Origin of the sequence: Thermomonas brevis (assembly GCF_014395425.1) — a bacterium.
In the GTDB taxonomy this organism is placed as follows: Bacteria; Pseudomonadota; Gammaproteobacteria; order Xanthomonadales; family Xanthomonadaceae; genus Thermomonas; species Thermomonas brevis.
In genome coordinates this window covers 1251548-1277765 of the sequence record NZ_CP060711.1, presented here as the reverse complement: position 1 = coordinate 1277765, position 26218 = coordinate 1251548, and the positions used below count along the sequence as shown (strand labels likewise).

Sequence of the window (26218 nt, the reverse complement as noted above, 5' to 3'; positions counted from 1 at the left end):
CGCACGTTCGACGCGCACGGCATGGCGCGGCACGGGCAGGCCTACATGTGCTTGAACAGCGCCATGAACGGCTGGCTGACGATCAGCGTTTCCGGGCGCTGCTTCAGCCGCACGGTGCCGCGTCCGCTGTCGTCGCGGACGATGCCGGCGATGGCCTTCAGGTTGACGATGGTGGAGCGATGGATCTGCTTGAAGAGGGTGCCGTCCAGCCGCGGCAGCAGTTCGCGCAGCGAGCTGCGCAGCAGTGCTTCGCCGTCGGCGGTGACCACCGTGGTGTATTTCTGGTCGGCGCGGAAATAGGCGACGTCGTCGATCAGGATCAGCTTCGTCTCCCGTCCCGCGCTGGCGGTCAGCCAGGTCAGCGGCTCCACCGCGCCGGCCTGCTTCGGCAGCGCGCCCAGCTTGTCCAGCAACGCCGCCAGCGACGCCGCATCCGGCAACGCGTCGCGTGCCTGCAGGCGTTCGACGGTGGCGGCCAGCCGCTCGGGCTTCACCGGCTTGAGCAGGTAGTCGATCGCGCCGCGCTCGAAGGCGTCGATGGCGTACTGGTCGTAGGCGGTGACGAACACGATCTGCGTGCGCGGGCTGGCCTCGGCGGCGACCTGCGCCACTTCGAGGCCGGTCAGGCCGGGCATGCGGATGTCGAGGAAGGCGACGTCGGGCTGGTGCTCGGCCAGCGCTTCCACCGCGCTGGCGCCGTCCTCGCATTCGGCCAGCACCTGCAATGCCGGCCAGGCGCGCTTGAGTTCGGCCACCAGCGCCTGCCGCAGCAGCGCTTCGTCCTCGGCGACGACGCAGGTCCAGGTCTTGGTCGGATGGGTTTCAGTCATGGCGGCCGGCTCCGTTGGAAGGCACGGTGATCGTGGCGGCCACGCCGCTGGGGAAGTTGGCGATCACCGACAGGTTGGCGCCGCCGGCATAGCGCAGGCGCAGGCGCTCGCGCACGTTCTTCAGGCCGATGCCGGTGCCGCTGGTCTTGCTGTTGAAGCCCTCGCCGTCGTCGGCCACCGTCACCGCGACCCCGCCGTCGTCGCGGTGCGCGCGGATCCACACGGTGCCGCCGCCGGTGCGCGGCTCCAGCCCGTGCTTGATCGCGTTCTCCACCAGCGTCTGCAGCATCATCGCGGGCAGCGGGGTGGCGCGCAGCGCCTGCGGCACCTCCACCTGCACGGCGAGGCGGTCGCCCATGCGGATCTTCAGGATTTCGAGATAGGCCAGCGCGCGTTCCAGCTCCATGCCCAAGGTGGACATGTCGTCCTCGGCGTTCGGCAGCGAGCGGCGCAGGTACTGGATCAGGTGCCCCAGCATCGCCTCGGCACGGGCCGGGTCGCTGCGGGTCAGCAGCTGCGCGCTGGCCAGCGTGTTGTAGAGGAAGTGCGGTTCGACCTGCGCGTGCAGCAGATGCAGCTTGGCCTCGGTCAGTTCCTTCTCGGTGGCCGTCTGCGCGGCGCTGGCGCGTTCGCCGCGGCGGCGCTCGCCAATGCGACGGGTGATCGCGCGGGCGATGGCTTCGGCGTTCTCGAAGTTGGTGCCGTCGTCGACCAGGAACCAGTCGCTCCACGCCGGGCTTTCCGGCTCGCAGATCAGGGTCACGCGGCCGCTGTCGCCGGCCGGCGTCACCGTGGCCTGCAGCTGGTTGTAGTCGGGCGCGAACCAGAGCAGCGGGTTCCAGCGCCGCAGCGGCGGTTCGCCGTACAGGTGCGGGCGCGCGATCTTCGCCCGCACCTGCAGGCTGTCGCGCGCGCTGCGCACGCCTTCGACGCCGGGCAGCTCGCGGATCGCGGCATCGACCAGGTCGAAGGCTTCGCCGGCTTCCAGCGGGATTTCGATGATCCGCTTCTGGCGGTTGTCGAGCGTCTCGTTGTCGACCCGCCCGGCGATCAGCCGCACCCGGTGCAGGTGCGAGAACGCGCCGGCGATCACCAGGCTCATGGTGAACAGCGAGAACAGGATGGCCGGGAACTCCAGCTGGCCGATCAGCGGCAGCGCGGAGTACAGCCCGACCACCAGCATCACGCCGAGGCCCCAGGCGGTGGCGATGCGCAGGAGGAAGAACAGCTTCTTGAACATGGAGGTCGGGTCGCGGAGTGGATGGCGGCGAGGATAGCCGCGTCGGCCGCAGGCGGAAGCGGACGTGCGACGAAGCCGCCGGCCCGGCGACGAACGCGGGGATCGGCGCGCCGAAGCGCGCGCTGCGATCGTATTCACGCCATGCCGGGGATGTTGCGATGCACAATGCGCGGATGACGACTGCCACCGGAACCGCGCCACCCCCGCACGCCCCGCTGACCCCGCGCCAGGCCGCGTGGGTGCTGTTCGCACTGTCGATGGGCGGCTTCGCCATCGGCACCAGCGAATTCGTGGTGATGGGCCTGATCAGCGAGATCGCGCGCGGCTTCGGCGTCACCGAGCCGCAGGTTGGCCACGTGGTCAGCGCCTACGCGCTGGGCGTGGTGGTGGGCGCGCCGCTGCTGGCGATCCTCGGCGCGAACATGCGCCGCCGCAGCCTGCTGCTGTGCCTGATGGGCTTCTACGCGGTCGGCAACCTGGCCAGCGCGCTGTCGCCGTCCTACCACTGGATGATGGCGTTCCGCTTCGTCGCCGGTTTGCCGCACGGCGCCTACTTCGGCGTGGCGGCGCTGGTGGCCGCGCACGTCAGCCCGCCGGAGCAGCGCGGCATCGCGGTCGGCAAGGTGATGCTGGGACTGTCGGTGGCGCTGCTGGTGGGTAATCCGCTGGCGACGTGGATGGGACAGACGTGGAGCTGGCGGGTGGCGTTCGTGCTGGTGGCGGCGATCGCGCTGGCCACCGTGGCGATGACCGCGTGGCGCCTGCCGTCCGGCATGGGCGCGCCGCGCACCGACGCCAGGCGCGAACTGCGCGCCTTCAACCGCGCGCCGGTGTGGCTGGCGCTGGGCATCGGCGCCATTGGCTTTGCCGGCATGTTCGCGGTGTTCAGCTACCTGCCGCCGACGCTGGTGCAGGTGACCGGCGTCAGCGAAGCCTTCGTGCCGGCCGGGCTGGTGGTGTTCGGCGTCGGCAGCATCGTGGGATCGCTGGCCGGCGGCTGGCTGTTCGACCGCTTCGGCTTCCGCGCCGCGGCGCTGGTGCTGTTGTGGTCGATCGCCGTCCTGTTGCTGTATCCGTGGGCGGCGCATTCGGTGTGGACGGTGCTGCCGGCGGTGCTGGCGGTGGGCACGATGGGCGCGCTCGCCACCATCCTGCAATCGCACCTGATGGACGTGGCCGGCGACGCGCAGACGCTGGCGGCGGCCTCCAACCATTCCGCCTTCAACACCGCCAATGCGCTGGGCCCGTGGCTGGGCGGGATGGCGATCACCGCCGGCTACGGCTGGACTTCGACCGGCTATGTCGGCGCGGCGACGGCGGTGGGCGGGCTGCTGGTGTATCTGGTCGCGCGGCGCGAGCGGCGTGCGGCATTGGCGACGGGCGTCGCTGCGACGGACTGACCTCGAAACAGGCGGCGCGTGCCGGACGTGCCGATCTGCTAACGGCGCGGATGAACGGCCGAGTCCCGCATGCCTTCGCGCATGACCTCCGGCCCGCGCCCGCAGACGCGGATGGCGCATGATGCGCGAAACATCCACCGGGAACCCGCCATGCGCTTGCCCCTGCTTGCCACCTGCCTTGCCGTCGCCACGCTGTCCGGCTGCGCCGGCGTCAGCATCAACGAATCCGCCGGCATCGAGCGCGTGCTCGCCAATCCCGCGCGCAGCGCCGCCGACCGCGAGCGCGACGCCCGCGACAAGCCCGCCGAGGTACTGGCGCTGGCGAAGTTCAAGCGCGGCGACACCGTGGCCGACCTGCTGGCTGGCGGCGGCTACTACAGCGAGATCCTGTCCGGCATCGTCGGTCCGAACGGCAAGGTGCTGCTGGTCAACAACACCGGCTACGAGGCCTTCGGCAAGAAGGCGCTGGCCGAGCGCCTCGCCAACGACCGCCTGCCCAACGTGGTTCACGTCGTCGGCCCCAGCGACGCGCTGGGCATGGGCGAGAACGTGCTGGACGGCGCGGTGATCGTGATGTCCTACCACGACCTCTACTGGGTGGACGAGAAGGAAGGCTGGCCGAAGATCGACGCCGGCCAGTTCCTCGACCAGATCGTGCGCGCGCTCAAGCCCGGCGGCGTGCTGTTGGTGGTGGACCACAGCGCGAAGTCCGGCACCGGCAGCAATGATGCGCAAACCCTGCACCGCATCGACGAACAGTTCGCCATCGCCGACTTCCGCAAGCACGGCCTGCAATGGGAAGCGGCGATGCCGATGCTGCGCAACCCGGCCGACGACCACAGCAAGAACGTGTTCGATCCGGCGATCCGCGGCAAGACGGATCGTTTCGTGCATCTGTACCGCAAGCCCTGACGGCGCAACGCGGCAGCGCGGCTTGCCGGTCGCGCCGTTCGGCGTGAAAGCGCGCATCGGGTGGTGCCACCCGGTGTGCGTCGGGAGTAGAAGCATGCAACCGGCCGTGCGCCGACCGTATCCGGATAAGCACCTTTCTCCGGAATCGCATCATGGCCGGTTGCTTCGCCTTGCTTCTCGCCGCGCTGCTACCCCTGGCGGCGCACGCTCAATCAACGGCGCCTGCCGCAGCCCAGGCCATCGCGCCTGCCAGCGATCCCGCGCGACAGGCGCTGGACGCGTGGCTCGACGCCTTCAACGCGAACGATCACGCGCGGCTGGAAGCGTTCCGCGATCGCTATCTGCCCACGTTCGACGTGAACGGCATGCTTGATTTCCACGGCCAGACCGGCGGTTTCCGCCTGCTTCGGCGCGAGCCGTCCGCGCCGGGATCGGCGCGCGCGCTGGTGCAGGAGGCGGAATCGGAAACCGTCGCGCGGGTGACGCTGCGCGAGGGCAAGCCGCTGGCGTTGGATATCGAGGCGATCGAACGGCCCGCCGACCTGCGCATTCCGCGATTGGACCATGCGCGCGCGATCACGGCGCTGGCCGCCAAGGCGGACGCGGACGCGGCGAAGGATGCGTTTTCCGGCGTGCTGCTGGTCGCGCATGGCGACGAGGTGCTGCTGCAGCGCGCGTGGGGGCTCGCGGATCGCGCCGCCGGCACGCCGGTGACACTGGACACCAGGTTCCGTCTTGGTTCGATGGACAAGATGTTCACCGCGGTGGCCGTGCTGCAACTGGTGAATGCCGGCAAGCTGTCGCTGGACGGCAGCGTCGGCCAGTACCTGCCGGGCTATCCGAACGCGGAAATCGCCAAGGTCATGATCCGCCAGTTACTGACGCACGCCGGTGGCACCGGCGACATCTTCGGGCCCGAGTTCGACAAGCATCGGCTGTCGCTGAAGACCCATGACGACTACGTGCGCCTGTACGGGGCGCGCGGCCCGACCCAGCCGCCGGGCAAGGGCTACGAATACTCGAACTACGGCTACGTGCTGTTGGGCGACATCATCGAGCACGTCAGCGGGCAGTCGTACTACGACTACGTCGAGCAGCACGTCTTCGCGCCCGCCGGCATGCGCGACACCGGTTCGCTGCCGGAGGACGCCGAGGTGCCTGGACGCGCGCATGCCTACACGCGCAAGGACGGCAAATGGATCGACGCCGCCGGCACCCTGCCATACCGCGGCACCGCGGCACCGCGGCCGGCGGCGGCTACAGCACCGCGGCCGACCTGCTGAAGTTCGCTCGCGCGCTGCGCGCCGGCAAGCTGCTGCCGCCCGCGCTGCTGGCCGAGGCCACGCGCCGGCAGACACCGTGGTACGGCTACGGCTTCATGGTCGGCGAGCGCCAGGGCGTGGCCGGCTTCGGCCACGGCGGCGGTGCGGAAGGGATGAACGGCGCGCTGGAACTCTTTCCGGCGCAGGACGAGATCGTGATCGGCCTCGCCAACCTCGATCCGCCGGAAGTGGAGCGACTGGTCGATTACTACACCGCGCGGATGCCGCTGGGGCGGTGAGTCAGTGAGCGAGTCAGTCGCGTGCGCGGGGCAACTCCCCGCGCACGCGCAGATAGCGGGCGAAGCGCGGCGTGCCCTTGGCGGTCAGGCCGTTGTAGCGGAAGGTGACCCACTGGCCCTGGCGTGGCGGATGCCGGCGCTCGGCGTCGGACAGGCCGCTTCCCAGCGCGAAGCGGCGGCCGTGCGCGTCCTCCACCAGCAGCGCGCCGACCATGCCGGCGTATTTGCCCTGGCCGGGGCGGTAGCCGACGACGCGGGCCTCGGCATCGTCGGCGGGCTTGTACTTGCGCAGGTCGTCGCTGCGCCCGCCGCGGTAGTGGGCGTTCGCGCGATGCAGCATCAGCCCTTCGCCGCCAGCGGCCACCACCGCGTGCAGGCGGGCGTCGAGCGCGGCGCGGCTGTTCATGCTGGTCTGCGCGATGGCGTGCAGCTGCGGCGCGTTCGCCTGCGCGACCAGCGAGCGCAGGCGGTTTGCGCGCTGCGAAAACGCGCCGGCGTTGCCGGGCAGATCGAAGGCCATGAAGCGGACGGTGCGCCAGCCGGCCTCGTCCGGGCGCAGGGCGCGCACCAGGTCGCTGACCTGCTGGAAGCGGCCGTGCGCGATCCACAGTTCGCCGTCGATGGCCTGCGCCGGCCAGCCGGCGGTGAACCAGCCCGGCGCGTCGATGGGATCGCCGTTGCGGGTCAGCAGCCGGCGGCCGTCCCAGCGGGCGCGCACGCCGTCGAGCTTTTCGCTGACCAGCCAGGTGGAGAGATCGCCGCTGTCGTGGAAGCGGGTCGCCAGCATCGGCGCGGGCAGCGAGGACGACGCGAACGCGGGCGATGGCGACAGCAGCGCGGTCGACAGCAGCAGGGCAAGCAGGGCGGTGCGCGGCTCCATGACGAGGCTCGATGCGGGCGTGGAACCAGCATCGCGCCCGTAGCGCGGCGGCGCCGTCGGCGCGCGGCGCGGATCGGGGTCAGGCTTTCCCGCGGCTCAGGCCGCGCCCACCCGCTCGCGCACCGCCTGCATGTCGCGCACCGGGCGAACCTCGATACTGCCGAAGCGCGACCACGGGAACTGGCGGGCGATCTCCATCGCCGCGTCCATCGACTCGGCCTCGATCAGGTTGAAGCCGGCCAGGAACTCGCGCGTCTCGGCGAACGGGCCGTCGGTGATCCGCGCCAGTCCGTCGCGCACGCGCAGGGTGCGCGCGGTGTCCGGCTCCAGCAGCTGCTGCGAGCCGTGCAGGTGGCCGGCGTCGCGCAGGGCGTCGGCCTTCTCGAAGCAGCCGCGCATCAGCCGGTCGTAGTCGTCCTGCGGCAGTTCGGCCAGCAGCGCCGGATCGATGTGGATCAGGGTCAGGTACTGCATCGCGCGCTCCGCGGGAATGGCCCGCGGATGATGCCGGCCCGGTTCGGTCGACACAAACTGAATGCGCGAAAGAATTTTTTCGGACGTGTCGATCCCGGCCGCCGCCGGTCGTCGCCTTCCATGCAAGCGGGCAACGCCGCCCGCGCGGAGGACGACATGAAAGTGATGGTGATGGTGAAGGCCACGGCCGATTCCGAAGCGGGCGCGATGCCCAGCACCGAGCTGCTGGAGGCGATGGGCAAGTTCAACGAGGAGCTGGTGAACGCCGGGGTGATGCTGGCCGGCGAGGGGCTGCATCCCAGTTCGCGCGGCGTGCGCGTGGCCTTCGACGGCCCGCAGCGGCGGGTGATCGACGGCCCGTTCGCCGAAACCCGCGAATTGGTGGCCGGGTTCTGGCTGTGGGAGGTTCGCTCGATGGACGAGGCGATCGAATGGGCCAAGCGCTGCCCCAACCCGATGCCCGGCCCGTCCGAGCTGGAAATCCGCCCGCTGTTCTGTTCGAAGGATTTCGGCGCCGAATTCATCCCCGAGCTGCGCGAGCGGGAAGACCGCCTGCGCGAACGCCTCGATCATTGACGACTATCCGCCAGAGGAGAACCACATCATGAAAATCGTCACCAGCCTGAGCTTCCGGGGCCAATGCCGCGAAGCGTTCGAGTTCTATGCCGACGTTCTGGGCGGCAGGATCACCGCCGCCTTCGCGTATGCCGACGCGCCGCCGGGCATGCCGACCGACGAGAAGTACAAGAGCTGGCTCATGCACTGCTGGCTCGAAGTCGGCGACCAGGCGCTGATGGGCGCCGACATGGACACCGACTGGGCGCCCAACGTGGACAAGCCGAAGAACGGTTTCGACGTCACCCTGCACACCGAGGACGCGGACGAGGCCCGGCGCTGGTTCGAGCGGCTGTCCGAAGGCGGCCGGACGGTGATGGCGTTCGGCGAGACCTTCTGGTCGCCCGGCTTCGGCTCGTTGGTCGACAGGTTCGGCGTGCCGTGGATGATCAACGTCGTGGCCGCCGCCGACTGGACGCCCTCGCAAGGCTGATCGCACCTTCCGCAATCCAATACAAAGGACATCCCATGCCCCGCAATCTCTACGTCACCCTGCCGGTGAAGGACCTGGAGCGCAGCGTCGATTTCTTCGAGGCGCTCGGCTTCTCGTTCAATCCGCAGTTCACCAGCGAAAACGGCGCCGCCCTGGTCATCAACGACAGCACCAGCGTGATGCTGGTGGCCGAATCGTTCTTCTCCACCTTGTCCAAGGTGCCGATCACCGATCCGCGCAAGGCCACCGAGGCGCTGTTCTCGCTGTCGCTGGACAGCCGGGAGGAGGTGGACGCGCTGGTGCGCAAGGCGATCGCGGCCGGCGCGACGGAAGGCCACGACCCGGAAGATCTCGGCTTCATGTACTCCTGGGCCTTCGTCGATCTCGACGGCCACCAGTGGGGCGTGTTCCACATGGACGCCGCGCCTGCGCCGCAGCAGTAAGCGGCCGCTTGCGTGGCGGGGGCGGGCGATGGTGTCATCGGCGGGATGAACGCCGACGACCTCCATCGCCGTCTCGACGCCCTGTGGCGGATGGAATCGCCGAAGCTGCTGGCGCGGCTGGCCCGCATCACCGGCAACATCGACACCGCCGAGGAACTGGCGCAGGACGTGCTGCTCGCCGCGCTGGAGCGCTGGCCGCGCGAAGGCGTGCCGGACAATCCGGCCGCCTGGCTGATGACCGCGGCCAAGCACCGGGGCATCGACCACGTCCGCCAGCGCCTGCTGCATGCGCGCAAGCAGGACGAATTCGGCATCGAACTCACGCTGCACGGAGCCGACATGCAAGGCGACGATGCCCAGCGCTACGCGGACGACGACATCGGCGACGACCTGTTGCGCCTGCTGTTCGCCAGCTGCCACCCGGCGCTGCCGATGGAGTCGCGGGTCGCGCTGACCCTGCGCATGCTGGGCGGGCTGTCCACGCCGGAGATCGCGCGCGCTTTCCTGCAGCAGGAGGCGACGGTGGCGCAGCGCATCGTCCGCGCCAAGCGCACGCTGGCCGAGAAGCGGGTGCCGTTCGAGGTGCCGCGCAAGGCGGAGCTGCCGGAGCGCCTCGATGCGGTGCTGGAGGTGCTCTACCTCGTCTTCAACGAAGGCTATGCGGCCACCAGCGGCGAGGACTGGATGCGCCCGGCGCTGTGCGAGGAGGCGCTGCGGCTGGGCCGGGTGCTGGCCGGGTTGTTGCCGCGCGAGCCGGAAGTGTTCGGCTTGCTCGCGCTGATGGAGCTGCAGGCCTCGCGCATCCCCGCGCGCACGCGGGCCGACGGCGCACCGATCCTGCTGGCCGAGCAGAACCGCGCGCGCTGGGACCGGCTGCAGATCCAGCGCGGCCTGCAGGCGCTGGAGCATGCGCGCCGGCTGGGCGGTGCGGACGGCGCCTACGCGCTGCAGGCGGCGCTGGCGGCCTGCCACGCGCGCGCGCTGCGCTTCGAGGACACCGACTGGACCGGGATCGCGGCGCTGTACGCGCGGCTGATGCGGGTGGCGCCGTCGCCGGTGGTCGAACTCAACCGCGCGGTCGCGGTGGGGCGGGCGCAGGGCGCGGCGTCGGCGCTGCCGATCGTGGACGCGCTCGCGGTCGATGCGAAGCTGCGCGACTACGCGCCGCTGCCGGCGGTGCGCGGCGACCTGTTGCAGCAGCTGGGCCGGCTGGACGAGGCGCGCGCCGAGTTCGCTCGCGCGGCGTCGCTGACCGGCAATGCGCGCGAGCGCGAGACGCTGCTGGCGCGCGCCGCCGCCTGCGCCTGCGCCTGAAACGACGAAGCCGCCCGCAGGCGGCTTCGCGCATGGCGCATCGCGGTGGGTTCAGCGCGCCGCGACCGGCTCGCGCAGCTCGCGGCGCAGCCAGCTGTCGATCATCCGCTTCTCGTAGCGCAGCGGATCGGTGTCGTTGAACGGCGCGGCGTTGACGAGGAAGGCCGGGTCGGTGATCTTGCGCTCGCCTTCCGCGACCACCGCGCCGCTGGCGTCGAAGCGCTTGTATTGCACGGTCATGCGCGGCGGATAGATGTCGCGGATGATGCGGATGTCCTGCTGGCCCGGATGGCGCCACGGCTCGTAGTCGCCGGCGCGGTCGATGTCGACGATGGTGAGCTGCAGGCGCTCGCCGGCCGGCAGCTGCGCTTCGGCGCGCTTGCGCATGTACTTGGCCAGATCGGTCAGCCAGCTGCCGCGCTCGCTGTCCCAGCGGTTGCGGCTGTGGCGCAGCTCGGTGAAGGTGGCCGGGTCGGCCCAAGCGACGCCGACCGGGCCGGCGTCGGGCAGGGCGCGGGGGGCGTCGGCGGACAGCATGTTGGCGCCGCCGCTGGAGGCGCAGCCGGCCAGCGCGAGGGCCAGTGCGAATGCGGTGAGCTTGGCGTGCATGGGCGTTCTCCGCGTGGGGTCTGCCCGCAGTGTGCCCCCGCCGCAGCGCGGGCGGGAGGTGCGCCGCGCCGATCAGTCAGCCGGCGTTTCGGCTTCCCCGGCGGCGTCCAGGAACCACGCTTCCACGCTGCCCTTGACCTTCATCGTCATCGGCATGCCGCGGCGATCCAGCGAGCGGCCCGCCTGCACCCGCACCCAGCCTTCGCTGATGCAGTATTCCTCGACGTTGTTGCGCTCGGTGCCGTTGAAGCGGATGCCGATGCCGCGTTCCAGCAATTCCGGCTGGTAGAACGGGCTGCGCGGGTCGTTGGAAAGGCGGTCGGGCGGTGCGTCGGACATGGGCATGCTGTCGGCGTTGCGGGGCCGACAGCATACCGGAGTCGATCAGCGCAGCTTGCGCGAAACCGCGAAGAAGACCAGGTTGCCCAGCCCCAGCGCGCCGACCAGCACCGCGATCGCGCCCGGCGTGATCTGCTCCCAGCCGCGCGCTTCGACGATGCCGAAGCCCAGCGACAGCGCCACCAGGGTGATGCCCCAGCGTAGCGAGGACAGGCGGCGTGCGGTTTCGTCGCCTTCCAGGATGTTGCGCACCAGCGAGGGATCGCCGTTGCTGGCGACCAGCTGCTTGCGCACGCGGGCATCGACCACGGCCTTGATCGAGTAGGCGATGCAGAGGAACAGGGTGATCGGGATCAGCAGCTCGAAATTCATGGGTGTCTCCTTGGGGTCGGGCGGCCGTGCTGGCCGTTCGGGGCAAGGGATACGGCCGGGCGGCGGGCGGTTGCAGTCGATTATTTCGAAATCCGTTGCAACCCTCCGGCCCCTCGGCGTATCCCATGCCGGATGGATGCCGATCGCGCCCTCGTCGAAGCCGTGCTCGAAAACCGCCCCGGCGCGTTCGAGCGGCTGGTGCGCGACTACCAGGGGCTGTGCTGGCACGTGATCCAGCGCATGGTCCGGCATCCCGAGGACACCCGCGAGCTGTGCCAGGACGCCTTCCTGCGCGTGCATCGCTACCTGCACCAGTACCGCTTCGACAGTCCGCTGAAGTCGTGGATCGGGCAGGTGGCCTATTCGGTGGCGAAGCGGCACCTGGAGCGCAAGCGCATCCCGCTGGCGGAACCGGCGGGCGACGAGGACGGCCTGTCCCTGCTCGACAACATCGGCGACGGCTTCGACCTCGCCGCCGCGCACGCCGGCGCCGAGGCCGAGCGCGAACTGCACGCCGCCATCGAGCGCCTGCCGCCGCTGCAGCGCACGATCCTGACCCTGTACCACCTGGAAGAGCTGCCGATCGGCGAGATCGCGACCATCACCGGCCTGGCCGACGGTACGATCAAGAGCCACCTGTTCCGCAGCCGCAACAGATTGCGCGAGCTGCTCGCCCCGCGCATCGGAGTCGCCGCATGACCACCCACGACCGCGAACACGACCGCACCGCGCATGCCATCGACGCCCAGCGCTGGCTGGCGCAGGAGCAGGCGCGCCGGGGCGATCCCGACGCCGATGCCGGCGACCTGCGCATCGCCCGCGCGCTGCGCCGCGCGCCGCCGGTGGACCTGCCGCCCGATTTCGCGACTGCCGTCGCGAGAAGCGCCGCCGCGCAGGCGCGCGCGCGGGCCGAGGCGTCCACGCTGCTGGAACAGCGCCTGCTGCGCGGGCTGGGCTTCGTGTTCGCGCTATCGGCGGCGGTGGTCGTGGCCTGGTACGGGCGCGGCTGGGCGGCGGCGCTGGCGGCGACGCTGCCGGGCGGTGGTGAGGCGCTGGGGTGGTGCGCCGCCGCTGCCGTTTGCCTGCTGGGGAATTGGGGGTTGGGCGCAATGAAGCGGCGGTGGGTCGCGCCGGCCTTTTGAGCGAATGACTCCCTCCCTTTCGCCGCAGGCGAAGGGGAGGGTTGGGGAGGGGTGCTTTTGCTTCTCAAGAACAACCCCCTCCCAACCTCCCCCTTGCGCTGCGCGCAAAGGGGAGGAGCACGCATCACCTCCGAATTTTTCTCCGGATAGTCCTGCGCCTCCGGAAATGATGGAAGGTGTGCCCTGCGCACGGCATCGAGAGACGGGCCTGTAAACTTTGCCCATGTCTTCCGGCCTGCGCGACAACCCCCTCGACGCCCTCATGCACCCCTTCGCCGACGGCCCGCTGCGCTGGCCGGGCGAAGGCGGCGTGCTGTTCCTGCGCGCCCGCGAAGGCGCGGCCCTTCACGCGGCGCGTCCGTCCGCGCTGGTCGCGACGCAACCGTTCCGGCCGGAAGCCGAACGCCTGGAGCGCCTCGGTATCGACCTGTTGGACGAGGACGCATTGCCGGACGCCGCCTACCCGCTGGCGCTGGTACTCCCGCCGCGCCAGCGCGAGGAAGCGCGCGCGCTGCTGGCGAAGGCCTGCGTGGCGGTAGCGCCGGGCGGCATGGTGGTCGCGGCGGTGGCGAACGACGAAGGCGCGAAATCGCGCGAGGCCGACCTGAAGCAACTGGCCGGCGGCGTCGCCGCGCAGAGCAAGTTCCATTGCCGCACGTTCTGGACGCAGCCCGGCGCGGCCTTCGATGCGGCGCTGGTCGCGCAGTGGCGGCAGTTCGACGCGCCGCGCCGGATCGCCTCGGCCGACGTGCCCGGCGGCGGCTTTCATAGCCGGCCCGGCGTGTTCGCCTGGGATCGCGTGGATGCCGCCTCGGCCATGCTCGCCGCCGTGCTGCCGGCCGATTTGCAGGGCCGCGTGGCCGACTTCGGCGCGGGCTGGGGCTATCTGTCGATGCAGGCGCTGGCGCGCTGCCCGCGGATCGCCTCGCTCGACCTGTTCGAGGCCGACGCGCGCGCGCTGGCGCTGGCGCGGCGCAACCTGGCGGACGCTCGTGTCCCAGTGGCGTTCCACTGGCATGACGTCGAACAGGGCGTGGCCGAACGCTTCGACGCCATCGTCTGCAACCCGCCGTTCCACGCGCTGGGGCGCGGCGAGCGGCCCGACATCGGCCGCGCCTTCATCGCCGCCGCCGCGTCGTCGCTGAAGCCCGGCGGCCGGCTGTGGCTGGTCGCCAACCGCCATCTTCCCTACGAGGACGCGCTGGGCGCGGGCTTCGCGCGGGTGCGCATCGTCGCGCAGGACGGCGGCTTCAAGATCGTGGAAGGTGAAAAGGCGCGCGCCTAGCGGACGCCTTCAAGGCATCTGCTGCGCCTTTGAACGACCGGCCATGGATGGCCGGGCCATGGTGTCCGGAGACTGCATGGTTTCGCCATGGATGACATCGATACGTTGCAAGGAATCCGAATGAAGCTGGTCAAGCACATCGCCAACCTCGGCTACGGCAGCCGCCGGGACGTGCAGTGGATGTTCCGCGAAGGCCGCGTCACCGACGCGGCGGGCGAGGTGCTGTACGCCGACGACCGGGTCGAGCACGACGCCATCCGCATCGACGGCGAGCCGCTCGATCCGCCGTCCGGCCTGCTGCTGATGCTGCACAAGCCGGTCGGCATCACCTGCTCGACCAAAGATCCGGGCCGCGTCGTGTACGACCTGCTGCCGCCGCGCTTCCGCCTGCGCAGCCCGGCGCTGTCCACCGTCGGCCGGCTGGATCGCGACACCTCCGGCCTGCTGCTGCTGACCGACGACGGCCAGCTGCTGCACCGGATCATCGCGCCGAAGTCGAAGCTGCCGAAGGTGTACGTGGCGCAGCTTGCGGACGAACTGCGCGGCGACGAGGCGGCGGCTTTCGCCAGCGGCGCGCTCATGCTCGACGGCGAGAAGACGCCGCTGCTGCCGGCGGAACTGGAGCCGCTCGACGCGCGCACCGCGCGGCTGACCCTGCACGAAGGCCGCTACCACCAGGTGCGGCGGATGTTCGCGGCGGTCGGCAACCACGTCGCCGCCCTGCATCGCGAACGTATCGGCGGGCTGGCGCTGGGCGAGCTGCCGGCCGGCGAGTGGCGAACGCTGGACGATGCGGCGCGTGCGGTGCTGTTCGCAACGGACACGGCATGAGCGCGGTCGCGCCGCTGCCGTTCCGTCCCGAGGCGGTGCTGTTCGATATGGACGGACTGATGCTGGACAGCGAGCGCGCGATCAACGCCTGCATGGCGCAGGCCGCGCGGGAGCTCGGCCATGACGTGCCGGACACGCTGTGGCTGCGGATGATCGGCGGCGGGGAAGGGCTGTGCCGGCGCCTGCTCGCGGGCCACATCGGCGACGCGGCCGGCGTGGCGCTGCTGGCGCATGCGGAAGTCCTGTACGACGCGGTCGCCGACGCCGGCATCGACCATCGGCCGGGCGTCGTCGCGCTGCTGGAATGGCTGATCGCACGCGGGATGCCGCGCGCGGTGGCGACCTCCACCCGCCGCCCACTGGCGATGCGCAAGCTGGCCGCCGCCGGGCTGCTGCCGTACTTCGATGCGGTCTGCACCAGCAGCGACGTGCAAAGGCCCAAGCCCGCACCGGATGTTTATCTGCTGGCGGCGTCAACGCTAGGCGTCGCGCCGGCCCTCTGCTTGGTGCTGGAGGATTCGCCGACCGGCGTGCGCGCCGCGCTGGCGGCGGGCATGACGCCGGTGCAGGTGCCGGATCTGCTGGCGCCGGATGAAACCACGCTCGCGCTGGGGCATCGCATCGTCGCGTCGCTGGACGATGCGCGGCTGTTGCTGGAAGCGCGCCTGGCCGCCTGACGTCTTGCGGGCGCTGTTGCCCGCATCAGTGCGCACCGCGCGTCGTCGTCGAGTGGATTGCGTTGGCCGGGATGCCGCCGTTTACCGCTGCGGGTTGTCGCGGCGGAAAAGCGCCCATTCCTCCACGACGGTGCCGTCGGGAAGGTGGCACATGCCCTTCTCGCCGGAGGCGTCCCTGACGATTTCGAGCTTGCCGCCTTGCTCGACGCAATACTCGGACGCGGGGTTGGCGATGGCTGCAGCCTGGCCCGGTTCGTTGGAGGAGCAGCCGGCAAGGAGGGCAAGCGCGAAGGCGCTGGAGAAGCGCGCGATTTTTCCGGAGGAAATCTTCATGGAGCCTCCTGCTGTGTCGACGGCCTGACGCCGTTTCGGGTTCTGTTGATCGTTTCCGCGAAGCGGCGATCGCCGGGATGTTCTTTCAGTCTTCCAGCAGCTTGTCCCAGCCGTCGAAGCCAAGCTCGCGCACCGTGGCGATGTTGCGTTCGATGATCGCGTCGGGCTCCGGATACGCCGCCACCGCGCGGTCGATGCTGGCCTCGCGCAGCAGGTGCAGGATCGGATACGGCGCGCGGTTGGTCAGGTTGGCCGCGTCGTCCGGCGCGCTGTCGGCGAACTGGTAGTCCGGATGGAAGCTGGCGACCTGCAGCACGCCGTCCAGTTCCATCGCCTCGACCAGCGCATCGGCGTCGCCGAGGAAATCGTTGTAGTCGAGGAAGTCGGCCAGCACCTGCGGATGCACCAGCAGGGTAGTGTCGATGGCGTCGACGGGCGTGTCGCGCAGCAGCGCCAGTTCCTCGCCCAATTGCTCCAGCAGGGCGCGTTCGGTGCTGGCGTCGCTGACCACGATCCGCACTTGCTGCTTCACGACCACGGCCTTGGCGAACGGGCACAGGTTCAGGCCGATCACCGCGCGTTCCAGCCAGCGGCGTACGCCGGTTTCGATCGCTTCGGCGTCGAATGTGGTGTCCTGCGTCATCGGATCAGTCTCTGCGGGTGAGCGCTTGCGCGAGCCGATCAATCGCGGAAGTTGTCGAACTGCAGCGGCAGTTCGAACTCCTGTCCGCGCAGCAGGGCCATCGCCGCCTGCAGGTCGTCGCGCTTCTTGCCGGTGACGCGCAGCTTGTCGCTGTTGATCTGCGAATCCACTTTCAACTTGGCATCCTTGAGCGCGGCCTGGATTTTCTTCGCCAACTCGCGCTCGATGCCCTGCTTCACCGTCACCTTCTGGCGCGCGCCGGCCAGGTTGGTTTCCACGTCGCCGAACTCCAGGCAGCGCACGTCTATCTTCCGCGCGATCAGCCGCGCGCGCAGGATGTCGGTCATCTGCTGCAACTGGAAGTCGCTGGGCGCGGATTGGTTGATGACGTTCTCCTCGCGGACGAACTTCGCGTCCACGCCCTTGAAGTCGAAGCGCGTGGACAGCTCGCGGTTGGCCTGGTCCACGGCGTTGGTGAGTTCGTGGGTATCCACTTCGGAAACGATGTCGAAGGAAGGCATGGCATTCGGCACGGTGACGGGGCGCGCAGGTTACCGCATGCTGGACGGATGCCGCCGAAACCCGCCATGCCCGATCCGCAGCCGCGCCGCGCCCTCTGGCTGATGCTGGTCTCGGTGGCGCTGTTCGCGCTGATGGACGCGGCCCTGAAGACCCTGTCCGCGCATTACCCGCCGATCCAGGTGGCGGCGCTGCGCGGGGCGGCGTCGCTGCCGCTGGTGCTGGCCTGGGCGCTGTGGACGGCGGGGCCGCGCGCGCTGCTGCGGGTGCGCTGGCCGCTGCACCTGCTGCGCGGCGCGCTGGGCATCCTGATGATGGCGAGCTTCGTCTACGCGCTGAAGCGCCTGCCGCTTTCGACCACCTATTCGATCTTCTTCGTCGCGCCGCTGATGATCACCGCGCTGTCCGTGCCGTTCCTCGGCGAGCGGGTCGGCCCGCGCCGCTGGACGGCGATCGCCATCGGCCTGCTCGGCGTGCTGGTGGTGCTGAGGCCGACCGGGCAGGGCATGCTGACCCTGGCCGGCGGCGCGGTGCTGCTGGCGGCGTTCGGCTACGCGGTCTCGGCGATCACCGTGCGGGTGCTGGCGCGCACCGACAGCACCCAGGCGATCACCTTCTGGCTGCTGGCGCTGATGGCGCTGGGGGCGGGGCGCTGGCCCTGCCGGACTGGGTGGCGCTGCGCGGCGAGCACCTGTGGATCGTCGCTGCGATCGGCGTTGCCGGCGCGCTGGGCCAGTACACCATCACCGAGGCGTTCCGGGTCGGCGAGGCGTCCCTCATCGCCCCGCTGGAATACACCGCGCTGGTCTGGGGCGTGGCCTTGGATCTGCTGCTGTGGGGCGTGCTGCCGGATGCGGTGACGTGGGTCGGCGCGGGGATCATCGTCGCCAGCGGGTTGTACCTGTTGCGCCGGGAGCGGGTGCATGCGGAAGCGGAACATCCGTGATTTCGCCAGGGATGAAAACCATCTGTTCGGCGTGTCCGTGAGCGGGTTTCCGCTATTTTTCGCTCTGAGAATGTAATTGCCCGGATAAAACATGGGAATTGCTGCGCTGCGATTTGTGCCGCGCGCCGGGATGTGCTGACATGGCGGTTTCCCACCTAGCGGAGTCCCGGCCATGGCCGAGCTGAAGGAAGCGCGCGTCCCCGACATCGGCGGGCACAACGACGTGCCGGTGATCGAACTGCTGGTCAAGCCCGGCGACACGGTGACCAAGGACCAGGGCCTGGTCACGCTGGAATCCGACAAGGCGACGATGGAAGTGCCGTCGCCGTTCGCCGGCGTCATCAAGGAAGTGAAGGTGAAGCTGGGCGATACCGTCTCCGAGGGCGGGCTGGTGGCAATCATCGAGAGCGCCGAGGCCGCGCGCGCCGAACCGGTTGCCGCCCCCGAAGTCGCCAGCGCGGAAACTGGCGCGAAGGTCGAGCCGGTGGCCGTGTCGGTCACGCCTGACCGCCTGACACAACAGTCGATCACAACCGCCGCCGCGCCGGTGGAAAGCGGCGCGCCGGTGCCGGCGCTGGCCCCGGTGGCCGAACCCGGCCAGCTAGGCATCCCGCCGATGCGCTTCGAGGCCGACGCGGTGCTGCCGGCCAAGGTGCCCTACGCCAGCCCTGCGGTGCGCCTGTTCGCGCGCGAGCTGGGCGTGGACCTGATGCAGGTCGCGGGCAGCGGGCGCGGCGGACGCATCGCCAGGGAGGATGTGCAGAAGTTCGTCAAGGCCGCGTTGGCCGGCGGCATCGCCGCGCCGGTGGCGGCGTCGGGCGGTGGCGGCGGTGGCCTCAACCTGCTGCCGTGGCCGAAGGTGGACTTCGCCAAGTTCGGCGAGATCGAGACGAAGCCGCTCTCGCGCATCCAGAAGATTTCCGGCGCGAACCTGTCGCGCAACTGGGCGATGATCCCGCACGTCACCCAGCACGACGAGGCCGACATCACCGAGCTGGAAGCCCTGCGCGTCGCCCTCAACAACGAGAACGCCAAGGCCATCGCCGCCGGCAAGAGCGGCAAGGTGACGATGCTCGCCTTCCTCATCAAGGCCTGCGTGGCGGCCTTGCAGAAGTTCCCGACCTTCAACGCCTCGCTGGAGGGCGACAACCTCGTCCTCAAGAAGTATTTCCATATCGGCTTCGCCGCCGACACGCCGAACGGACTGGTGGTGCCGGTGCTGCGCGACGCCGACAGGAAGGGCGTGGTGGAGATCGCGAAGGAAATGGGCGAGCTGGCCGCGCTGGCGCGCGACGGCAAGCTCAAGCCCGAGCAGATGCAGGGCGGCTGCTTCACCATCAGCTCGCTGGGCGGCATCGGCGGCACTGCGTTCACGCCGATCATCAACGCGCCGGAGGTGGCGATCCTCGGCGTGTCGAAGTCCGACACCAAGCCGGTGTGGGACGGCAAGCAGTTCCAGCCGCGCCTGATGCTGCCGCTGTCGCTGAGCTACGACCATCGCGTGATCGACGGCGCCGCCGCCGCGCGCTTCACCAGTTATCTGGGACAACTGCTGGCCGACCTGCGTCGGGCCATGCTGTAAGGAGCGCGACATGGCAGACATCGAAAGCAAGGTTCCGGACATCGGCGGTCACGACAAGGTGCCGGTGATCGAGCTGTTGGTGGCGGTCGGCGACAGCGTGAAGAAAGACCAGGGCCTGGTCACGCTGGAATCCGACAAGGCGACGATGGAAGTCCCGGCGGTCGCCGACGGCGTGATCAAGGCGCTGAAGGTGAAGCTGGGCGATACGGTGACGGAAGGCAGCGTGATCGCCGTCATCGAGAGCGTGGCGGGCGACACTGCGGCGGCGCCGACGGCCCCCGCCCCGGCCAAGGCCGAAGCGCCGAAGCCTGCCGCCGCGCCGGCCGCGAAGGCGGAGCCGGCAGCGCTCGCCCCGCAGGCCGCCGCGTCCTCGGGCCGCAAGGCCGACGTCGAATGCGCGATGGTGGTGATCGGCGCCGGCCCCGGCGGCTACACCGCCGCGTTCCGCAGCGCCGACCTCGGTCTCGACACCGTGCTGGTCGAACGCTACGCCACCCTTGGCGGCGTCTGCCTCAACGTCGGCTGCATCCCGTCGAAGGCGCTGCTGCATGCCGCCGACGTGATCGAGCAGGCCGCGCACGCCAGCGACTACGGCGTTGATTTCGGAAAACCACGCATCAGCATCGACAAGCTGCGCGACTACAAGGAGAAAGTCGTCGGCCAGCTCACCAAGGGCCTGGCCGGCATGGCCAAGCAGCGCAAGGTGCGGACGGTGCAGGGCACGGCGAAGTTCGTCTCGGCAAATGAGTTGGAAATCGCCGATGCCGACGGCAAGACGCAGCTGCTGCGCTTCGCCAATTGCATCATCGCCGCGGGCAGTCAGCCGGTGAAGCTGCCGTCGTTTCCGTGGGATGACCCGCGCGTCATGGATTCCACCGACGCGCTGAACCTCGCCGACGTGCCGAAAAAGCTGCTGGTCGTCGGCGGCGGCATCATCGGGCTGGAGATGGCGACGGTCTATCGCGCGCTGGGCGCAGAGGTCACCGTGGTCGAGTTCATGCCGCAGCTGATCCCCGGCGCGGACGCCGATCTGGTCAAGCCGCTGGCCGATCGCCTGAAGAAGCAGGGAGTCGCCATCCACCTCAAGACCAAGGTGGTCGAAGCCAAGGCGCAGAAGAACGGCATCGCCTGCAGCTTCGAGGGCGACAGCATCCCCGAGGGCAAGCTGTTTGATCGCGTGCTGGTCGCGGTGGGCCGCAGCGCCAACGGCGGCAAGCTCGATGCCGAAAAGGCCGGCGTGCGCGTCGGCGAGCGCGGACTGATCGCGGTCGATGCGCAGATGCGCACCAGCGTGCCGCACATCTTCGCCATCGGCGATCTGGTCGGCCAGCCGATGCTGGCGCACAAGGCCACGCACGAGGGCAAGCTGGCCGCCGAAGTCGCCGCCGGCGAGAAGAAGGAATGGGTGGCGCGGGTGATCCCGAGCGTGGCCTACACCGATCCGGAAATCGCGTGGGTCGGCGTCACCGAAACCGAGGCGAAGGCCAAGGGCCTGAAGATCGGCGTCGGCAAGTTCCCGTGGGCGGCGTCCGGCCGCGCGATTGGTTTGTCGCGCACCGAAGGATTCACCAAGCTGGTGTTCGACGAGGACAGCCACCGCGTGATCGGCGGCGGGATAGTGGGAGTGCATGCGGGCGAGCTGATCTCGGAGATCGCGCTGGCCATCGAGATGGGCTGCGAGGTGCACGACATCGGCCACACCATCCACCCGCATCCCACGCTGGGCGAGTCGGTGGGCATGGCGGCCGAGGTGTACGACGGCAGCATCACCGACCTGTACATCCCGAAGAAGAAGTAGGGCGGTCTCGATCCGCCGATGCGGCATCGTCGACGGCGCGGCCTGATCCGCGCCGTTTTCGTTCAGGCCGTGACGACGTCCCGATCCGGCGTGCGATTGGCGTTGCGGCGCGCCTCGATCCGCTTCCATACCTTCTCGTGGAAGTGGAACACCACCGTGTTGCAGGCCGGCTCCACCAGCGCCAGCGCGCCGCCGACCAGCCAGCTGCCGGTCATCAGCCAGCCGACCGAAAACGCCACCGTGAAGTGCAGGGCGGCAAAGCTCAGGGTCTTGCGCATGGCGACCTAGAAGATGGGAATTATTCTCATCTTACCGCCGGAGCGCGCGCTGTCCAATGGAGGCTGTCGATGGCTGCGATCCGCGCCCTGCATGGCGGATCGGACGGGCGCGCAAAAAGAAGCCCCGGCCGGGGACGGGCCGGGGCTTCGCGCACGCCCGCACGGGGATCGACGAGGATGTTGCGGACGCCACGGTTGTGACAGGCGCCACGACGGGAAGTTCCGGCGGATTCCGGCAGCTTTTGGCGGTTGCCGGTGAAAAAGAGCGCCTGCTATAATTCGGCGGCTTCGCAGGACGGTTTTCGCAACCGCCCCGCGAGTCCGTGCCGATACCGGCTGATTTTGCAGGGAACGTCCGCGTGCTCAATTCCGTCAACGCGGGCTGGCGGCTGGCGCTGCGGGTGGTGGTCTTCCAGATCATCGCCACGCTGGCGACGGCGGCGGCCTGCTACATCAGCGGCCCGCGCGCCGCCCTGGCAGCGCTGGCGGGCGGCGGGTCGATGGCGCTGGGCAGCATGCTGGCCGCCTGGGGCGCCTTCGGCGGCGGCGTGGCGGGAGCCGGCGTGGCGCTCGGGCGCCTGCTGCTGGGCACCGCGGTGAAATGGCTGGTCGTCATCGTCGGGCTGTATCTGGCGATGGCGGTGTGGAAATTGCCGGCGGTGCCGGTATTGGCCGGAGCGGCGATGGCCGCGGCGGCCTTCGTGGTTTCGATGAGATTCGTGGCGCAGCGCAGTACGACGAGGACGAACGCGTGATCCTGGAAGCAATGGGGCTGGCACCTGAAGGCGGCGAAACCGGCGGCGGTCTGACCGGTTACATCGTCCATCACCTGACCCACAACACCAAGCAGTTCTCGTTCGGCGAAGTCCATATGGACTCGTGGATCGTCGCGCTGGCGCTGGGCCTGCTGGCCAGCTTCTGGCTGTGGTGGTACGCCCGCAAGGCGACCTCCGGCGTGCCGTCCAGGGGTCAGGCCTTCGTCGAGCTGGTGGTCGAGTTCGTCGATTCCGAAGTGAAGAACACCTTCCACGGCGACCGCCGCTTCATCGCGCCGCTGGCGCTGACCATCTTCGTCTGGGTGGTCTTCATGAACGCGATGGACCTGCTGCCGCTGGACATCCCCAGCGCCGCCGTGGAAGCCGTGGCCGGCAAGGAAGCCGCGCACCACACCTATCTGCGCTGGGTGCCGACCGCCGACATCAACACCACCTTCGGCCTGTCGCTCACCGTCCTGCTGCTGATCATCTTCTACTCGATCAAGGCCAAGGGCGCGGGAGGCTTCACCAAGGAGCTGTTCACCGCGCCGTTCCACGCCGAGGGCACCTTCGCCAAGATCGTGCTGGCGCTGCCGAACCTGTTCCTCAACGTGGTCGAGTACCTGTCCAAGCCGGTCAGCCTGGGCATGCGGTTGTTCGGCAACATGTACGCGGGCGAGCTGGTGTTCATGCTGATCGCTGGCCTGTTCGTCTCTTGGTTCACCTTCCTGCCGGGCATCGTGTTCCAGTCGATGTGGGCGATCTTCCACATCCTGATCATCCTGCTGCAGGCCTACATCTTCATGGTGCTCACCGTCGTCTATCTGGCGATGGCGCACGAGCACCACTGATTCGCGTTCCAGCATCTTCGCTTCACCTTCCGTCGTTCCACCTTCAATTCACCGCAAGCACCGCAACTGGAGATCCACCATGGAATTCATCGCCCAAGTCCAGGCCTACACCGCCATCGCCATCGGCATCATCGTCGGCCTGGGTGCCCTCGCCGCCGCCCTCGGCATCGGCATCATGGGCAGCAAGTTCCTCGAATCCGCCGCCCGCCAGCCGGAGCTGGTGCCGATGCTGCAGGGCCGCATGTTCCTGCTGGCCGGCCTGATCGACGCGGCGTTCCTGATCGGCGTCGGCGTGGCGATGATGTTCGCGTTCGCCAACCCGCTGCTGGCCGCGGTGCAGGCTGCCGCCGGCGCCTGATCGCGCTGGGCGACAAGGCGCGCGCAACCTTCGGGACGCGCGCGCCGGCAACACCGCGCTGCGGCATGTCGCCGCAGCGCAGCCTTGAAAGGCCCGGCGCACTGGGCCTTTTGGAACGTCAGGTCACGACATGAATCCGAATATCACCCTGCTGGGCCAGATGATCTCGTTCGCGATCCTCATCTGGTTCTCCGTCAAGTTCATCTGGCCGCCGCTGATCAAGGCGATCGAGGAACGTCAGCAGAAGATCGCCGAAGGCCTGGCCGCCGCCGACAACGCGCAGAAGAATCTCGCGCAGGCCGACGCCAAGGTCGCCGACGAGCTGAAGGCCGCCCGCGCCAAGGCCAACGAGATCATCGAGCAGGCCCACCAGCGCGCCAACGCGCTGATCGACGCCGCCAAGGCCGACGCGATCGCCGAAGGCGCGCGCCAGAAGGCGCTGGCCGAGGCCGAGATCGAGGCCGCCGCCAACCGCGCCAAGGAAGACCTGCGCAAGCAGGTGTCCGCGCTGGCCGTGTCCGGCGCCGAGAAGCTGCTCAAGCGCGAGATCAACGCCAACGACCAGAAGGCGCTGATCGACGAACTGGCCGCGCAGCTCTGAGGCCCGAACGATGAGCCTGACCCTCGCCCGTCCCTACGCCCGCGCCGCCTTCTCGGTGGCGCGCGAGGCCGGCGCGCTGCCGGCGTGGTCGGCCGCGCTGGGCTTCGCCGCCCGCGCCGCGGCCGAGCCGCAGGCCGCCGTGCTGCTGGACAACCCGAAGCTGACCCGCGCCGACGTGGTCGCGCTGCTCGCGCCGGAAGGCGCGGACGAGACGTTCCGCAACCTGCTCGGCCTGCTGTTCGACAACCGCCGCCTGGCGCTGCTGCCGGAAGTCGCCGGCCTGTTCGACGAGCTGCGCTTCGAGGCCGAGCGCGTGGTGCGCGTAAAGGTCACGTCCGCCGCGACGCTGGCGGACGGCGAGCTGGAGACGATCAAGGCCGCGCTGCGCAAGCGCTTCGGTCGCGACGTCGAGGTCGAGACCGCGATCGACGAGAGCCTGATCGGCGGCGCGCTGATCGACGCCGGCGACATCGTCATCGACGGCTCGATCAAGGGCAAGCTGGCGCGCCTGCAGACGGCGCTGTCGCACTAATTCATTTGCATACGCGGGCGGCAACGCCGGCACCAAGGAAACCAAGATGGCCACCACCACGCTCAACCCGTCCGAAATCAGCGAACTGATCAAGACCCGCATCGAGAAGGTCGCGCTTTCCGCCGAAGCCCGCAACGAAGGCACCGTGACCTCGGTGTCCGACGGCATCGTGCGCATCCACGGCCTGGCCGACGTGATGCAGGGCGAAATGATCGAACTGCCGGGCGGCACCACGGCGCTGGCGCTGAACCTCGAACGCGACTCCGTGGGCGCGGTGGTGCTGGGCGACTACGAGCACCTGCGCGAAGGCGACGTGGCCAAGACCACCGGCCAGATCCTGTCGGTGCCGACCGGCCCCGAGCTGCTGGGCCGCGTGGTCAACGCGCTGGGCGAGCCGATCGACGGCAAGGGCCCGATCGACGCCAAGACCACCTCGCCGGTGGAAACGATTGCTCCCGGCGTGATCTGGCGCAAGTCGGTCGATCAGCCGGTGCAGACCGGCTACAAGTCGGTCGACTCGATGATCCCGATCGGCCGCGGTCAGCGCGAGCTGGTCATCGGCGACCGCCAGACCGGCAAGACCGCGCTGGCCATCGACGCCATCATCAACCAGAAGTCCTCCGGCATCCGCTGCATCTACGTGGCGATCGGCCAGAAGAACTCGACCATCGCCAACATCGTGCGCAAGCTCGAGGAATACGGCGCGATGGCGTACACCACGGTCGTCGCCGCCTCGGCCTCCGAGTCGGCCGCGATGCAGTACATCAGCGCCTACTCCGGCTGCGCGATGGGCGAATACTTCCGCGACCGCGGCGAAGACGCGCTGATCGTGTACGACGACCTGTCCAAGCAGGCCGTGGCCTACCGCCAGATCTCGCTGCTGCTGCGCCGCCCGCCGGGCCGCGAAGCCTACCCGGGCGACGTGTTCTACCTGCACAGCCGCCTGCTGGAGCGCGCCGCGCGCGTGTCCGAGGAGTACGTGGAGAAGTTCACCAACGGTGCCGTCAAGGGCAAGACCGGTTCGCTGACCGCGCTGCCGATCATCGAAACGCAGGCCGGCGACGTGTCCGCGTTCGTGCCGACCAACGTGATCTCGATCACCGACGGCCAGATCTTCCTCGAAACCGACCTGTTCAACGCCGGCATCCGCCCGGCCGTGAACGCCGGCATCTCGGTGTCGCGCGTGGGCGGCGCGGCGCAGACCAAGATCATGAAGAAGCTGTCCGGCGGCATCCGCATCGCGCTGGCGCAGTACCGCGAGCTGGCCGCGTTCGCGCAGTTCGCTTCCGACCTGGACGACGCCACCCGCAAGCAGCTGGAGCGCGGTCAGCGCGTGACCGAGCTGATGAAGCAGAAGCAGTACGCACCGATGTCGGTCGCCGAGCAGGCGCTGTCGATCTACGCGGTGGACAAGGGCTATCTGGACGACGTGCCGGTCGGCAAGGTGCTGGCGTTCGAAGCCGGCCTGCAGGCCCACTTCGCCAACACCGCAGGCAGCCTGATGGGCGACGTGGCGGCCACCGGCAACTGGAACGACGAAATCGAAGCCGCGTTCAAGAAGGGCATCGAGGACTTCAAGACCACCGGTAGCTGGTAAGTCATTCCGTCACTCCCGCGCAAGCGGGAGTCCATGGACGTTGAACATCAAGACGCTGGATTCCCGCC

Annotated in this window: 30 protein-coding genes and 2 pseudogenes; 21 read left to right on the top strand and 11 right to left on the bottom strand. The window is 69.4% G+C overall.

Annotated elements, in window-relative coordinates:
- Positions 1–41 precede the first annotated feature (41 nt).
- Both H9L17_RS05975 and H9L17_RS05970 read right to left on the bottom strand, forming a co-directional pair.
- Complete coding sequence (locus H9L17_RS05975; RefSeq protein ID WP_187571423.1) at positions 42–830, bottom strand: LytR/AlgR family response regulator transcription factor; 789 nt, start codon at positions 828–830, stop codon at positions 42–44.
- Complete coding sequence (locus H9L17_RS05970; RefSeq protein ID WP_187571422.1) at positions 823–2070, bottom strand: sensor histidine kinase; 1248 nt, start codon at positions 2068–2070, stop codon at positions 823–825. Before H9L17_RS05970 ends, H9L17_RS05975 begins: the two co-directional genes overlap by 8 nt.
- A 173-nt stretch (positions 2071–2243) precedes the next feature.
- On the opposite strand from H9L17_RS05970, the gene H9L17_RS05965 reads away from it, so the two are divergent.
- The 3 genes and pseudogenes from H9L17_RS05965 (at position 2244) to H9L17_RS05955 (ending at position 5943) form a co-directional block, all read left to right on the top strand.
- The gene (locus H9L17_RS05965) at positions 2244–3470 is read left to right on the top strand and encodes an MFS transporter (protein WP_187571421.1); all 1227 of its coding nucleotides are present in this window, start codon (positions 2244–2246) and stop codon (positions 3468–3470) included.
- A 150-nt stretch (positions 3471–3620) separates the two neighbouring features.
- Positions 3621–4382 (top strand): class I SAM-dependent methyltransferase, encoded by a 762-nt coding sequence (locus tag H9L17_RS05960; RefSeq protein ID WP_187571420.1) that lies wholly within the window; start codon positions 3621–3623, stop codon positions 4380–4382.
- 152 nt (positions 4383–4534) lie between these two features.
- Positions 4535–5943, top strand: a pseudogene (locus H9L17_RS05955) (serine hydrolase domain-containing protein).
- Between the two features lie 13 nt (positions 5944–5956).
- On the opposite strand, the gene H9L17_RS05945 reads toward H9L17_RS05955, so the two are convergent.
- A complete protein-coding gene (locus H9L17_RS05945) occupies positions 5957–6823 on the bottom strand; it encodes a DNA ligase (RefSeq protein WP_187571417.1) in 867 nt (288 codons plus the stop codon).
- A 96-nt stretch (positions 6824–6919) separates the two neighbouring features.
- Complete coding sequence (locus H9L17_RS05940; protein ID WP_187571416.1) at positions 6920–7297, bottom strand: YciI family protein; 378 nt, start codon at positions 7295–7297, stop codon at positions 6920–6922.
- Between the two features lie 156 nt (positions 7298–7453).
- Here H9L17_RS05940 and H9L17_RS05935 point away from each other — a divergent pair, with 156 nt between their 5' ends.
- From H9L17_RS05935 to H9L17_RS05920, 4 genes are read left to right on the top strand one after another with little or no spacing between them, the layout of a single operon-like run.
- The gene (locus tag H9L17_RS05935) at positions 7454–7873 is read left to right on the top strand and encodes a YciI family protein (protein ID WP_187571869.1); all 420 of its coding nucleotides are present in this window, start codon (positions 7454–7456) and stop codon (positions 7871–7873) included.
- Positions 7874–7901: 28 nt separating this feature from the next.
- Positions 7902–8345: a VOC family protein gene (locus H9L17_RS05930; RefSeq protein WP_187571415.1), complete on the top strand. Its 444-nt coding sequence runs from the start codon at positions 7902–7904 to the stop codon at positions 8343–8345.
- Between the two features lie 35 nt (positions 8346–8380).
- Positions 8381–8788 (top strand): VOC family protein, encoded by a 408-nt coding sequence (locus H9L17_RS05925; RefSeq protein WP_187571414.1) that lies wholly within the window; start codon positions 8381–8383, stop codon positions 8786–8788.
- 45 nt (positions 8789–8833) lie between these two features.
- Positions 8834–10102 carry an RNA polymerase sigma factor gene (locus tag H9L17_RS05920; RefSeq protein WP_187571413.1) on the top strand — a complete coding sequence of 423 codons (1269 nt, stop codon included), beginning with the start codon at positions 8834–8836 and terminating at the stop codon, positions 10100–10102.
- Between the two features lie 51 nt (positions 10103–10153).
- Here H9L17_RS05920 and H9L17_RS05915 read toward each other — a convergent pair whose 3' ends face one another.
- The 3 genes from H9L17_RS05915 to H9L17_RS05905 form a co-directional block, all read right to left on the bottom strand.
- Complete coding sequence (locus H9L17_RS05915; RefSeq protein WP_187571412.1) at positions 10154–10711, bottom strand: DUF3016 domain-containing protein; 558 nt, start codon at positions 10709–10711, stop codon at positions 10154–10156.
- Between the two features lie 72 nt (positions 10712–10783).
- Positions 10784–11050: a DUF3297 family protein gene (locus tag H9L17_RS05910; protein ID WP_187571411.1), complete on the bottom strand. Its 267-nt coding sequence runs from the start codon at positions 11048–11050 to the stop codon at positions 10784–10786.
- A gap of 45 nt (positions 11051–11095) precedes the next feature.
- A complete protein-coding gene (locus H9L17_RS05905; protein ID WP_187571410.1) occupies positions 11096–11422 on the bottom strand; it encodes a hypothetical protein in 327 nt (108 codons plus the stop codon).
- A gap of 132 nt (positions 11423–11554) precedes the next feature.
- Between H9L17_RS05905 and H9L17_RS05900 the strand changes: the two genes are divergently transcribed.
- From H9L17_RS05900 to H9L17_RS05880, 5 genes are all read left to right on the top strand, one after another.
- A complete protein-coding gene (locus tag H9L17_RS05900) occupies positions 11555–12121 on the top strand; it encodes an RNA polymerase sigma factor (RefSeq protein WP_187571409.1) in 567 nt (188 codons plus the stop codon).
- Positions 12118–12564, top strand: a complete 447-nt coding sequence (locus H9L17_RS05895; protein WP_187571408.1) for a hypothetical protein — start codon at positions 12118–12120, stop codon at positions 12562–12564. Before H9L17_RS05900 ends, H9L17_RS05895 begins: the two co-directional genes overlap by 4 nt.
- A gap of 223 nt (positions 12565–12787) precedes the next feature.
- Positions 12788–13849 (top strand): class I SAM-dependent methyltransferase, encoded by a 1062-nt coding sequence (locus tag H9L17_RS05890; protein ID WP_187571407.1) that lies wholly within the window; start codon positions 12788–12790, stop codon positions 13847–13849.
- A 120-nt stretch (positions 13850–13969) separates the two neighbouring features.
- Positions 13970–14680 carry a pseudouridine synthase gene (locus tag H9L17_RS05885; RefSeq protein ID WP_187571406.1) on the top strand — a complete coding sequence of 237 codons (711 nt, stop codon included), beginning with the start codon at positions 13970–13972 and terminating at the stop codon, positions 14678–14680.
- Positions 14677–15357 (top strand): HAD family hydrolase, encoded by a 681-nt coding sequence (locus tag H9L17_RS05880; RefSeq protein WP_187571405.1) that lies wholly within the window; start codon positions 14677–14679, stop codon positions 15355–15357. Before H9L17_RS05885 ends, H9L17_RS05880 begins: the two co-directional genes overlap by 4 nt.
- A gap of 81 nt (positions 15358–15438) precedes the next feature.
- On the opposite strand, the gene H9L17_RS05875 is transcribed toward H9L17_RS05880, so the two are convergent.
- The 3 genes from H9L17_RS05875 to H9L17_RS05865 form a co-directional block, all read right to left on the bottom strand.
- On the bottom strand, positions 15439–15690 hold the full coding sequence (locus tag H9L17_RS05875) for a putative hemolysin (RefSeq protein WP_187571404.1): 252 nt from the start codon (positions 15688–15690) through the stop codon (positions 15439–15441).
- Positions 15691–15775: 85 nt separating this feature from the next.
- On the bottom strand, positions 15776–16333 hold the full coding sequence (locus H9L17_RS05870; RefSeq protein WP_187571403.1) for a DUF1415 domain-containing protein: 558 nt from the start codon (positions 16331–16333) through the stop codon (positions 15776–15778).
- A gap of 38 nt (positions 16334–16371) precedes the next feature.
- A complete protein-coding gene (locus H9L17_RS05865; protein WP_187571402.1) occupies positions 16372–16854 on the bottom strand; it encodes a YajQ family cyclic di-GMP-binding protein in 483 nt (160 codons plus the stop codon).
- 66 nt (positions 16855–16920) lie between these two features.
- Here H9L17_RS05865 and H9L17_RS05860 point away from each other — a divergent pair.
- The 3 genes and pseudogenes from H9L17_RS05860 to lpdA all read left to right on the top strand — a co-directional run bounded on the left by H9L17_RS05860 (position 16921) and on the right by lpdA (position 21178).
- Positions 16921–17798, top strand: a pseudogene (locus H9L17_RS05860) (DMT family transporter).
- Between the two features lie 172 nt (positions 17799–17970).
- Positions 17971–19380 (top strand): dihydrolipoyllysine-residue acetyltransferase, encoded by a 1410-nt coding sequence (locus tag H9L17_RS05855; RefSeq protein WP_187571401.1) that lies wholly within the window; start codon positions 17971–17973, stop codon positions 19378–19380.
- 10 nt (positions 19381–19390) lie between these two features.
- A complete protein-coding gene (gene lpdA, locus H9L17_RS05850; protein ID WP_187571400.1) occupies positions 19391–21178 on the top strand; it encodes a dihydrolipoyl dehydrogenase in 1788 nt (595 codons plus the stop codon).
- A gap of 62 nt (positions 21179–21240) precedes the next feature.
- On the opposite strand, the gene H9L17_RS05845 is transcribed toward lpdA, so the two are convergent.
- Positions 21241–21456 carry a DUF2061 domain-containing protein gene (locus H9L17_RS05845; RefSeq protein WP_187571399.1) on the bottom strand — a complete coding sequence of 72 codons (216 nt, stop codon included), beginning with the start codon at positions 21454–21456 and terminating at the stop codon, positions 21241–21243.
- Positions 21457–21815: 359 nt separating this feature from the next.
- Between H9L17_RS05845 and H9L17_RS05840 the strand changes: the two genes are divergently transcribed.
- The 6 genes from H9L17_RS05840 to atpA all read left to right on the top strand — a co-directional run bounded on the left by H9L17_RS05840 (position 21816) and on the right by atpA (position 26150).
- Entirely contained in the window at positions 21816–22211 is a 396-nt protein-coding gene (locus H9L17_RS05840) for an ATP synthase subunit I (protein WP_187571398.1), read from the top strand.
- Positions 22212–22222: 11 nt separating this feature from the next.
- Complete coding sequence (gene atpB / locus H9L17_RS05835; protein WP_187571868.1) at positions 22223–23062, top strand: F0F1 ATP synthase subunit A; 840 nt, start codon at positions 22223–22225, stop codon at positions 23060–23062.
- Between the two features lie 79 nt (positions 23063–23141).
- Positions 23142–23420, top strand: a complete 279-nt coding sequence (gene atpE / locus H9L17_RS05830) for a F0F1 ATP synthase subunit C (RefSeq protein WP_028838711.1) — start codon at positions 23142–23144, stop codon at positions 23418–23420.
- Between the two features lie 130 nt (positions 23421–23550).
- Positions 23551–24021 carry a F0F1 ATP synthase subunit B gene (locus H9L17_RS05825; protein ID WP_187571397.1) on the top strand — a complete coding sequence of 157 codons (471 nt, stop codon included), beginning with the start codon at positions 23551–23553 and terminating at the stop codon, positions 24019–24021.
- Positions 24022–24031: 10 nt separating this feature from the next.
- Positions 24032–24553 (top strand): F0F1 ATP synthase subunit delta, encoded by a 522-nt coding sequence (locus tag H9L17_RS05820; RefSeq protein ID WP_187571396.1) that lies wholly within the window; start codon positions 24032–24034, stop codon positions 24551–24553.
- 46 nt (positions 24554–24599) lie between these two features.
- Positions 24600–26150 (top strand): F0F1 ATP synthase subunit alpha, encoded by a 1551-nt coding sequence (atpA, locus tag H9L17_RS05815; RefSeq protein WP_187571395.1) that lies wholly within the window; start codon positions 24600–24602, stop codon positions 26148–26150.
- Positions 26151–26218: the final 68 nt, after the last annotated feature.